Origin of the sequence: Butyricimonas sp. RTP31003st1_G1_RTP31003_210430 (assembly GCF_040920905.1) — a bacterium.
Lineage (GTDB): Bacteria > Bacteroidota > Bacteroidia > Bacteroidales > Marinifilaceae > Butyricimonas > Butyricimonas paravirosa.
In genome coordinates this window covers 21,387-32,284 of sequence record NZ_JBCOSQ010000061.1, presented here as the reverse complement: position 1 = coordinate 32,284, position 10,898 = coordinate 21,387, and the positions used below count along the sequence as shown (strand labels likewise).

9 protein-coding genes and 1 pseudogene are annotated in these 10,898 nt (G+C 42.9%); 1 reads left to right on the top strand and 9 read right to left on the bottom strand.

The window, feature by feature from the left end:
- From AB5542_RS16500 to AB5542_RS16480, 5 genes and pseudogenes are all read right to left on the bottom strand, one after another.
- Positions 1 to 581: pseudogene (locus AB5542_RS16500) on the bottom strand (hypothetical protein); the annotation flags it as partial.
- Positions 582 to 591: 10 nt separating this feature from the next.
- Complete coding sequence (locus AB5542_RS16495; protein WP_118305745.1) at positions 592 to 1,440, bottom strand: AAA family ATPase; 849 nt, start codon at positions 1,438 to 1,440, stop codon at positions 592 to 594.
- Between the two features lie 86 nt (positions 1,441 to 1,526).
- Positions 1,527 to 2,216, bottom strand: a complete 690-nt coding sequence (locus AB5542_RS16490; protein WP_279038984.1) for a hypothetical protein — start codon at positions 2,214 to 2,216, stop codon at positions 1,527 to 1,529.
- A 263-nt stretch (positions 2,217 to 2,479) separates the two neighbouring features.
- Complete coding sequence (pepT, locus tag AB5542_RS16485; protein ID WP_279039089.1) at positions 2,480 to 3,697, bottom strand: peptidase T; 1,218 nt, start codon at positions 3,695 to 3,697, stop codon at positions 2,480 to 2,482.
- 118 nt (positions 3,698 to 3,815) lie between these two features.
- Positions 3,816 to 5,783, bottom strand: a complete 1,968-nt coding sequence (locus tag AB5542_RS16480; protein ID WP_118305747.1) for an OPT family oligopeptide transporter — start codon at positions 5,781 to 5,783, stop codon at positions 3,816 to 3,818.
- 125 nt (positions 5,784 to 5,908) lie between these two features.
- On the opposite strand from AB5542_RS16480, the gene AB5542_RS16475 reads away from it, so the two are divergent.
- A complete protein-coding gene (locus tag AB5542_RS16475) occupies positions 5,909 to 6,277 on the top strand; it encodes a DUF1622 domain-containing protein (RefSeq protein ID WP_279038980.1) in 369 nt (122 codons plus the stop codon).
- Here AB5542_RS16475 and AB5542_RS16470 read toward each other — a convergent pair.
- The 4 genes from AB5542_RS16470 to AB5542_RS16455 form a co-directional block, all read right to left on the bottom strand.
- Positions 6,274 to 7,050 carry a glucose 1-dehydrogenase gene (locus AB5542_RS16470; protein ID WP_279038978.1) on the bottom strand — a complete coding sequence of 259 codons (777 nt, stop codon included), beginning with the start codon at positions 7,048 to 7,050 and terminating at the stop codon, positions 6,274 to 6,276. The genes AB5542_RS16475 and AB5542_RS16470 overlap by 4 nt on opposite strands.
- Positions 7,051 to 7,616: 566 nt before the next feature.
- On the bottom strand, positions 7,617 to 8,057 hold the full coding sequence (locus AB5542_RS16465) for a hypothetical protein (RefSeq protein WP_118305748.1): 441 nt from the start codon (positions 8,055 to 8,057) through the stop codon (positions 7,617 to 7,619).
- A 48-nt stretch (positions 8,058 to 8,105) separates the two neighbouring features.
- Positions 8,106 to 9,080 carry a FimB/Mfa2 family fimbrial subunit gene (locus AB5542_RS16460; RefSeq protein WP_279039087.1) on the bottom strand — a complete coding sequence of 325 codons (975 nt, stop codon included), beginning with the start codon at positions 9,078 to 9,080 and terminating at the stop codon, positions 8,106 to 8,108.
- Between the two features lie 121 nt (positions 9,081 to 9,201).
- Entirely contained in the window at positions 9,202 to 10,881 is a 1,680-nt protein-coding gene (locus AB5542_RS16455; protein ID WP_279038976.1) for an Mfa1 family fimbria major subunit, read from the bottom strand.
- Positions 10,882 to 10,898: the final 17 nt, after the last annotated feature.

Genomic DNA, 10,898 nt, shown 5'->3' with positions numbered 1-10,898 from the left:
GCCTCGGAACCATCCATTCCCCGATGTACACCATCTTCACTCTGTCCGCCATAAAATCCCATATAATGTTCCACGGCATTCAATCCCATCGCCAACCCCAACTTACGAGCCGCATACAAATAATAGTGATAACCGGGAAAATCCTTTACGAGTTTCGACTCCACTCGCCGATCCTCAATAAAATGAATCATATCATAATGCATTGGTGTGTAGCGCAATTCATCGTCACTCAACTCTGCAATATCTTTTCCCGTGTAAATCAGATGTGCCAACTCGTGAACGAAATACCCGAAAAAGACAAATACTCTTGTCTCGTCCGACACGCCCAATCGCAACAATTTTAAATTCAGGGCTATATGTTTGGGATTCATCGACAAACTAGGAACCCGATTAGAAAGTACCATTTTAGGAATCTCCCCCGTGACATGAAAAGCGATCCTCGCACATACCGGAACCAATTTCAATAAATCCGTGGTTCCCAAATCCCGATCCAGTAAATTTCGAGCCATGGGAAAATTTCCCCACCAATCCCGGTCGATAAACTGCTCGTCATATATCTCTTCTATCCGTCGATAATCCATGACCGCACGTTCAAAGGGTCTGTATTAAGGAACGAGCCACCGTCTCCTCCCCTGTAATCACGTAGTTTGTGAGAATCACCCGCTCGATCACCTCATCCAGCCTGTACCCTAACGGGATATAAGCCGCCGCATCCAGCACCTGACGAGTCGAAAGTGAAACGGATAGCGTTTCTTTCTGTTCGGCCAAACGTAACACCTCGGCTACCTTGGCCAATTGAGTAGCCGCATCACGAGACACCTTCGGGAACCGAGCCCGAATCAATGCAGCCTCTTCCGTCGTGGTCAAGTAATTTAATCGAACTTTGATAAAACGATCTTCAAAGGCTGTATCCAAACGCTGCGTGGAAACATAGGCAAATCCCACGTTACCTGCTGCCACGAAAAGCACATTTTCGCCTTTATTATAGCGTTTCCCGGAATCCTCATCATAGATATACGATTGTTGACGGTCCAAAATAGTCATCAGGAAATTCGCCGCCACCATCGGGGTACGTGTCAACTCATCTAAGAATATTAACGTTGGTTTAGTCGACACAAAAGCCTTGAAAAACTCCGAACGCACCGCTTTCGTTTTCCCGTCATCCCCGATAATCAATCCTCCCACGAACATCTTTTTCGGCTTAAAAGCCTGCCCCATATCGAAAGCAAAATACTCCATCCCCATAGCATCCGCCAATTCCTTAGCAATGGAAGACTTCCCACATCCTTTCGGACCGAGTAAAAAAGGATACCGCTTTAAATAGAGCGTGTGACATAAAAATTCCCACGTCTGAACGGGAATACACAAACTATCCGAATGTTTCGGCGGGGTAAAAGGGAAAAGAGTTGCCTGTTCGGCCACGGACATATTATTTTTCATGTTTTAAACCTTACTTTATTAAGGTGTAAAATTAATATTTTCTTAACGTCAAACCTTGATAAAAATCAAGCAAACGATATTTACTTTCAATCAAATCGTTGATAAGTGTAGTAATATTCAGTATATACAACACCATCAACCCCACACGAATTATACGACAAAAGATTCCCTGCCTCATCGTATTTATGATCTTTAAGCACGTGCGCGGGTTTTCCATCTTGATATCCCTCCTCCAATATCAAGTAACCCCCGGAATCATAAGAATACTTCCACGTAGTAGTAAGCGTTCCAAAACTCAAATACGATGTCACCGTGCTTTTTTCTATTTTCCCTGCCCTATTATAAGTAGCCTCATATTTCATTTTAAGTTGCCCGTCTTTATCAACATCATGAACCAAAAGCAAATTCCCGGAATTGTCATACTTGTAATTCGTATGTACTCCAAGAATCTCGTCATTGAGGTAAGAAAGCTGCTGAATTTCACGATCCTGTTCATCATACGTGTATTGTGTCAGGTAATGATCTGTCTCCGCCCCGTACCCGCTCTCTGCTGTCGGAAGAAAAACTTTGTCCTCCACCAATACCTTTCCTGACGCGGAATAAGTATAATCCATCGTTAACCCTTTCCTCCCATCCGGGGCAAAAGCTTCCCAATGCAAAACTCGTCCCTGTTCATCATGCTTGTAATTTTTCCTTTCCTCCACGTTTTCACCATCAACGTACAAGATAAAACTATCTTCATACCCGAAATCGTTGTAAGTATAGACCTCCTTCATCTCTTTACCCTTTTGGTACTCAGTTGGTAACATTTTTACAGTCCTAGTCAATACTAAATACCTTGGTTGAGAAGGCTTGTTATCACTTTTCTCGCATGAACAAATTATACACGCGAAGATGAATAAGATTATAAATTTCTGCATATCTTTTTGTATTTCTACAAATATATACATTTAAATCCTAAAATATCTATTATTCCCCATAAAAAAAACACCCCAAACTTAACAAGATTGGAGTGTTTGTATTTTTTATCGAGTTAATTCTATTCTGCCCAAAGCTGAATCAAGTTCAAAATCGTCTGCTGCGCACGTCTCATCGTGTCTAGAGAACAGTACTCGAACTTACCGTGGAAGTTCATTCCCCCAGTGAATAAATTCGGACAAGGTAATCCCATGTATGAAAGACGGGCGCCATCGGTACCTCCGCGGATCGGACGGACAATCGGGGTTACCCCGGCTTGCTCCATAGCCTTAAACGCCTTGTCGATCACTTCCGGATGCGGCTCAACCATCTCACGCATATTATAATATTGATCCTTCAAGGTCAACGTCAACACGCCTTCGCCATACTTCTGGGTCAACAATTCGACCACTTTCGTCATGAACTGTTTTTTAGCCTCAAACTTCTCCCGGATATGATCACGAATAATATAACTGATTTCCGCATTCTCCACGGAACCGCTCAATCCTACCAAATGATAGAAACCCTCGTATCCATCAGTATGCTCCGGACGCTCCCAGGCAGGTAACAGGCTATTCACCTCGGCAGCTACCTGCAAAGCATTAATCATCTTATCTTTAGCATAACCCGGATGCACGTTACGTCCTTGAATAGCAACCTTGGCACTGGCGGCATTGAAGTTTTCATATTCCAATTCGCCCTCAAACCCACCATCAATGGTGTAAGCGAATTTAGCGCCGAATTTCTCCACGTTGAAATAATCCACTCCCCGACCCACTTCCTCATCCGGAGTGAAACCGATACGGATCTTCCCATGTTTGATTTCGGGATGTGCCATTAGATACTCGGCAGCCGTCATGATCTCGGCAACACCCGCTTTATCGTCAGCACCCAACAAAGTTGTCCCGTCGGTTGTAATCAATGTATGTCCTTTAAATGCAGACAATTCCGGGAAATCCTTCACCGTCATCATCAGATTTTCGTTCAAACGAATATCCTTTCCATCATAATTCTCGATAATTTGCGGTTTGATATTCGCCCCGCTCATATCCGGACTCGTGTCCACGTGAGAGATAAAACCAATCACCGGACGATTCTCATAACCCGGAGTAGCGGGAATCGTACCCATAGCATAGCTATGCTCGTCCATCTCCACCTCAGTTAACCCAAGAGATTTCATTTCCTCTACCAAGTATTGCAGCAACACTTTCTGCTTTTCGGTAGAAGGGAAAGTCTCGCTCATTTCATCACTCTGCGTGTCGAAACTCACGTATTTCAAAAAACGATCTTTTAAATCCACCATTTTTATTTTAGATTTTAAATTTTAAATTTTAGATTAAAACGGCTTAATCATTATTTTAGATTACAAATTTCCAATTGCATTGTCCAATTTAAAATTTACAATCTAAAATTTAAAATTAATCTGTCAGTTTAGCTTTCATTGAATCGTAGATGAAGTAAAGGATGATCAAAATATACATCACGACAGCCAATACTTCAGCACCACTCCAAGTGATAAACCAGTCAGCACCGCAATATTTCAGAATAGCACTGATCACACCCATTAAAGCCCCACCAGCAATAAATCCGGAAGCAATTAATGTACCACGTTCACGGCGAGCTTTATTCACATTCTCGTCTTTACTACGAGTACCCACGTACCAGCTAACCAAACCACCAATCAACAGCGGGGTATTCAAATCCAACGGGATAAACATTCCTAGAGCAAAAGCCAATGCGGGAACACCGATCATCGTCAAGATCAATGCCAAAGCCGCTCCGGCAAAGTACAACAACCAAGGAGTTGCTCCACCTTCCATTAAAGGCTTGATCACGGCAGCCATCGCGTTTGCCTGCGGGGCAACCAACGCATTCTCTCCCACGAAACCATAAGTCTGGTTCAACACCATCATTACACCGGCAATCGTGGCGGCAGAAACAGCCGTACCCAAGAACTTCCAGCCTTCCTGTCTGGCAGGAGTTGTCCCCAACCAGTAACCGATCTTCAAGTCGGTAATGAAACCTCCGGCCATAGACAGCGCGGTACAAACCACCCCACCGATGATCATGGCAGCCATCATTCCGCTCGTTCCGCTCAACCCGGCACTAACCAATACCAGCGAACTCAAAATCAACGTCATCAACGTCATTCCGGATACCGGATTCGACCCCACGATAGCGATAGCGTTTGCTGCCACCGTCGTGAACAAGAAAGAGATAACGAATACAATCAAGGTTGCGATGATCGTGTGAGTTAAATTACCCAACACGCCAAATTGGAAAAACACGAAAGTAGCGATCAGCACGGAGATAATCCCGGACAGGATGAACTTCATGGAAATATCACGCTGTGTACGCTCCACCACACCATCTCCTTTTTTCTTACCACCTAATTCACTAACGGCCAAGCCTAAAGCCTGCTTGATAATACTGGAAGAACGGATAATACCGATAACACCGGCCATGGCGATACCACCGATACCGATATGACGGGCATAATTCGAGAAGATCTGTTCCGGGGTCATATCCCGCAACAACACCGTAATTCCCTCTCCAACAGCTAATGTCTGTCCATCAGCGAAATGGCTGATAAAAGGAATCAATACGAACCACACGGTGAAAGAACCGGCACAAATAATCGCCGCGTATTTCAACCCGATAATATATCCTAAACCGAGTACTGCCGCACCCGTGTTCACTTTAAACACCACTTTCATCTTGTCGGCAAGCACTTCTCCCCATCCCATGATACGGGTTGAGATTCCTTCTGCCCACCAACCAAAGGTACTCACGCAGAAATCATAAAGACCTCCGATCAGTCCACTCACGGCCAATAGTTTAGCTTGGTTACCTTTCTTTTCACCAGAAACCAGAACTTCCGTGGTTGCTGTTGCCTCCGGGAAAGGATATTTCCCATGCATATCTTTCACGAAATATTTCCGGAAAGGAATCAATAACAAGATACCCAAAAATCCCCCGAACAAAGAAGAAAGGAATATCTGGTAAAATTGAGCCTCCAGTCCTAAAATGTAAAGAGCCGGTAGCGTAAAGATTGCCCCGGCCACGATCACACCGGAACTAGCTCCGATAGACTGGATAATCACGTTTTGTCCCAACATATTTTTCTTCCCCAACATATTGCCCACACCAACAGCAATAATAGCGATAGGAATCGCGGCCTCGAATACCTGTCCTACTTTCAGTCCAAGGTAAGCTGCTGCCGCAGAAAAAATGACCGCCATGATAATACCGAATGTCACGGAATAAGGCGTAACCTCCTTGGGTTTCGTATTCGCCGGCATCATCGGCTTGTACTCCTCGCCCGGGGCGAGTTCCCGGTACGCGTTATCCGGGAGTGAATTCATTTGTTTGTTCTCTTGCTCCATTGTTTCTTTATAGTAAGTGATTTATTTTTACAACACCTCAAAGATAACGATTTTAGCGAAAAAACGGGAATCGTAACAACCTTTATACAAAAAATCCGTAATTACGACATTATAAATACCATATTATGAAAATCATGCACTATCTTGAAATATTATCCACGGGAATCAGCGTCATCAGCCTGATCATCGTTATCTATGGGGCGATAATTGCTTTTTGTGCGTTCATCCGTAATGAATCCCAACGTTTTACCGGGAAATACTCGTTCACGGCAACTCGTGAACTTCGTGCCGATCTAGGAACTTATTTACTATTAGGCCTTGAGTTTTTGATTGCCTCCGATATTCTAAAAACAGTTCTGGAACCCAGCTTGAATGAATTGGCTATACTTGGGGGAGTTGTAATTTTACGGACGATCCTGTCCATTTTTCTCAACAAAGAAATCAAAGAATTACAAGTACAAAAAGAAGGAACGGGTGGTCCCGAGAAGGATTAATCCAACGTTTGGACACCGCCCCCGTTCACGAATAACACCTGCCCCGTGATCCAACTGGAAATCGGTGCTGCAAAAAAGAGGACCGCCCCGGCAATGTCTTCTATTTCACCCAATCGCTTGATTGGCGTGTGTTCCAACATCTTTTTCTCGATCTCCGGAGTCAGCACGGATGCGAGTGCTTGCGTTTCCACGGCTCCCGGTCCCACGGCATTAATCCGTACATCGGGTCCGAAATCCATTGCCAAGTTGGCAGTCATGTGATTCAAAGCCGCTTTTGACGAGGCATAGGCACTCATGTTCGGACTCCGGTTGATACTCCCCATGGAAGTAATGTTCACGATCGAACCGTAACCAGCTTGTTTCATATAAGGTACGGCCAACTGGCACAATCTCCAAGCACTGAATACATTTACCTTGAAAATATGTTCGAAATATTCCACCGTCACCCGAAAAGGATTTTCACGACCTCCCCCGCCAACTCCCACGTTATTCACCAAAATGTTCAATTTACCGAACTCCACGATGGTCCGTTCCACGAGATTCATCAAATCCGCATCTTTCGTCACGTCACATTTCAGAGCCAGAGCCCGGCGCCCCATTCCACGTATATCCTCAGCTACCTCTTCGGCTGCCGCCAGATTCACGTCACCAATCACCACATCAGCTCCCGCCTCTGCCAAAATACGAGCACTCCCGCAACCAATACCATTACCGCCCCCTGTCACGAGAGCTACCATTCCCGTCAAGTTCAACATTTTATTCAAATCCATCATCTTTCTTGTTTAATTTTCACACATTACGCTTTTCCCCCTTTCAAGGTTACTTCGAAACGAGAAAATTCCAAAAACAAGCGCCGGGAAACGCTATCCATTTCACGTATTTTCAATCTTTCTGATATAGGTTTACTCTATACAATAAACTTTTTCAGGGTAATAAACCGTGTTTACCCGTTGCATATTCGATGTACTTAGGGATTAAAGACGTATTAACTTCGCTACAAAGACGTATCAAAGACGTTCGTGAACGTCTTTGATACGAACTTGATAGGCTTTTACTCTATGATTATCTGACAATTACCTTAAGTACTCATTCCTTCTTCACTTGATAACGGGTAGTTCTATACGCATTCTTGCATTTAGGAATTCACATTTCACTACAAAATTGTATACAAGTACCTTAAGTTACACTTCTATGTATTTTTCTCTTTGCCAGAAAAGAATACCTATTCAAATGACCAGTATTTCAAACTAACTTTCGAATAATAACCATTCACGGGAATCTTGAAAAAGATTTCCGTGAATACTCTATTTTATATGACCGTTCAGAATCCCTCAGGTAATTACTTCCACCCGGCCAACAATAATATTTCCAATTGATTCCCTAATTCATCATTACGCCCGGCTCCCCAAACCATTTCTACTTCATTTCCAACCTTTTCCTCAAAATAATTCATTACCCGGACCAATTCATCCATCATCAAATCCTCCGCACCATATTCAATGTACATCAAATACCTAGCATGATCCGCTTCTTCGACAACCGATCCCAATTTTGTCAGCACATCTCCGATTGCATCTATGGCTCGACTTTCACCGACTCCGGTCCCGATCTTCAACCGAAACTTATTATTACCATCCATAAGATGCTCCACATCCCCTCGATCCAGACCTACCAAATTCTCTCCATGCACGAGAGGAACAAGGTCTTTTATAAATACATTTCTTAATTCTTCAACTGTAAGTGACGAATTATTAAACAATTCTTCCAATCTTTTTTCCATGCAATATTATTGATTACCATTTTCTCAAAAATAATCAATTTTTGGAAATTACAAAACCTCTCCCTCATCTTGAATGTGCCACGTCCAATCATTAATGATCACTTGCACGGCATGCCATAGACCTTCCCCGTTCTCCCCGGCAAAATAGAAAACAACATCCCATTCATCCTGACGATCAAAATACTCTTGGGTACTCCAATTACGTCCGGCCATCATGGTCTTGCTAAAATAATCGGTAAGACTTATATTAAACACCGGTTTATTCGTGGCTTTTTCCGTCACGACAAAACGAGTCGGTCGATCATCCATCAAACGCATCGTGTTCAATTCCACACCGATGGCCGCAGGACTGATCTGTTTGCTATAATAAGGACGAAAACTCAACTCATCATCATCCTTCAATTGATTCTGATGATCAAGATACCCGTTCGATTCGAGTATCTCGTAATCATAATCATCCACGGCAAACCCACCCCCGCTATTCTCCGGCTGTTGGAAAATAAATCTTACGGTATTTGTATTCTTGATCAAGTTAATCGTCTCGACAAGATTGATATTACCGGTAAAGTTTACATCATTGATTTCACCATACCAAAGCGGTTCCAACGCTTTATCAATAATAAGCGATGACGTTCTCTTCAATTTTAATTCCAACTCCGTGATCGACGCACCCGGCGCTAACTGAGGAACATCGTACGAATCATGTACCCCGGCCCAAGCCATCAACTTGTATTCGCCCAAAGGAAGTGCCACGGACATCTGGTAATTACCGGTAGCCAACGCATCCCCCTCTTCGGCTTGCTGGAAAAGGAATTTGCCATCCTTGTCGAAAACATAGAGTTCCACTTTATCTACCTGTTTATGAAAAGCGCAGACGGATAGTATGTTATAGTCATATTTAAACTTGACAAACAAACGACACTCCGGCAAATTTTCATTAAAGGCATCACAGGATATGAAAATCCCTGTACCAATCATCAGAAGTCCAATGATCAGTAAATTTACATGACTTTTGAAATTCATTTCTTTCTTTTTTGGCATTCCATTTTACCAATGGCAAACAACATCCCCTCAATTTCAAGAGGTATTAAGTTTGCGAGGGACAAGAGTTGTCCCTCACAATTTAGTAGCATTATCGAACAAATTACAGTTCTTCAGTTTGAGTATACCAAGTCCATGGGTTAACATTGATTCTGATAGACAAATAATTATCCTCATCTTCATCTTTGGTACCCGGATCTGGTTCCGGAATATTCGGATAACCGGGATTATTTACCCTAGAAATATTCACGTCGTAAACAGAATTACGAACCACTCCAAATTCTCCCAGTTCGTTATACACGTCCCCAGAATCATCATGCTTGATCATGATCGGGTAGTAATTCACTCCGCCCACGTAGTATGAAACAGTACCGTGACGATCGGCACCATGAGTTGTTACTGCATTTTTCTTTACATTAAAAGCATCAACAACATCCCCAGCTTGTTCCTCCGGACTTCTGGCATTATTTCTATCAATCGGAACTTTAGCTTCATTAATTGCCTCCAAATAAGCATTCAAAGCATTCGTAAGTGCCGTATTATGAATGATCGTGGGATCATTATCTTCACTTTGATATTTGAACGTCAATTCTGCTTTAATATAATCCATCAGCAAATTCCACGTGTAATAACCACCATTCACCATAAGCCAATCTTTTCCCGAATCCAACGCACCGGCATTCACGAAATCTGCAGGATTATCATAAACGTTTTTATCAGGAGTTTGTAATCCTTTCGGAGAGAAAATAACTTTGAATAACACTTGGGTCGTATAAGCCCATACATTATGATCTTCAGTTTGAGTATTCTCTAGACAATATTCTGCATTATCCGAAGAAGCATCTGTCGGGTGCCACGCTCCTGCGGGAACATCCGTTGCATCCAGATAGTAGCTATAATCTTTCAAATAGTCTGTGAAAGCCGGAGGCAACACTGTTGGTTGATTATCATAGTTCGGATCTATTCTATACGAACCTAATTTATACTGATCGAAAGGAGTAATACACCCTCTCGGTTGAGTTTCATACCAAGTTTTTTCACGTTTCGACACAGGGAAATACTTCTTGTTCGTCGCGTTCAATACCCAACCAGGTTGAGAAATATTAGCCTTCGTGTTGTTAGAGGAAATACCTGTATTATCTGTATATACCCTTACTTTTGCAACAGCACGGTCAACATTGATGGAAAGAGCCTGACTTTCAGCTTTAGAGGCTGAATTATAAAGGACCAAATTCGCATCCGCCCCATCCGAGTTTGATGCAGACGGTTCCAAACCACCTTTGGCATTACTCATCATAAAATACTCATCGCCAGAAAGAGAGGCAACAGCAAGAATAGCTTGATTAAAAACGGTATATGTGGTTGTCCCCACAGATGTTACGGGCAAGTCCGAACTCGGATTCGCGATAATCAAAATTCGTTTGGATGAAGCAGGCACTTTAAAAGCTTTTCCTTGATCACCTTCCGGCTGATTCGGATTTCCAGCTTCTAAGTCTGTTCCAACTGTAAACGTTTTATCCGCAGTCACTTTTTCATCTTTATCAAAAAATATAGCCCGAATTTTTTTCACGTTTGATTCTTTGGCCGTTCCTATTATTTTATCAGGATCGTGTAGAGCCCGAGAAAATGAGGTCGTCGGGGGTCCCACGTTTAACGCAATCCAAGCCTCTCCAGTAGGATCAGTTACGATCCCGTCATCATCATCTTGATCAATATGATCATTGGTACATGCCGCGGACAACAACACTAAAAGTGCCGCGACTAAAAAATACATCTTCTTCATAGTTACAAAGTTTAATT

Coding starts and splice junctions, on each gene's coding strand:
- AB5542_RS16495 (WP_118305745.1), bottom strand. CDS start 1,440: ATGAAAAATAATATGTCCGTGGCCGAACAGGCAACTCTTTTCCCTTTT.
- AB5542_RS16490 (WP_279038984.1), bottom strand. CDS start 2,216: ATGAAGGAGGTCTATACTTACAACGATTTCGGGTATGAAGATAGTTTT.
- AB5542_RS16480 (WP_118305747.1), bottom strand. CDS start 5,783: ATGGAGCAAGAGAACAAACAAATGAATTCACTCCCGGATAACGCGTAC.
- AB5542_RS16475 (WP_279038980.1), top strand. CDS start 5,909: ATGAAAATCATGCACTATCTTGAAATATTATCCACGGGAATCAGCGTC.
- AB5542_RS16470 (WP_279038978.1), bottom strand. CDS start 7,050: ATGATGGATTTGAATAAAATGTTGAACTTGACGGGAATGGTAGCTCTC.
- AB5542_RS16465 (WP_118305748.1), bottom strand. CDS start 8,057: ATGGAAAAAAGATTGGAAGAATTGTTTAATAATTCGTCACTTACAGTT.
- AB5542_RS16460 (WP_279039087.1), bottom strand. CDS start 9,080: ATGAATTTCAAAAGTCATGTAAATTTACTGATCATTGGACTTCTGATG.
- AB5542_RS16455 (WP_279038976.1), bottom strand. CDS start 10,881: ATGAAGAAGATGTATTTTTTAGTCGCGGCACTTTTAGTGTTGTTGTCC.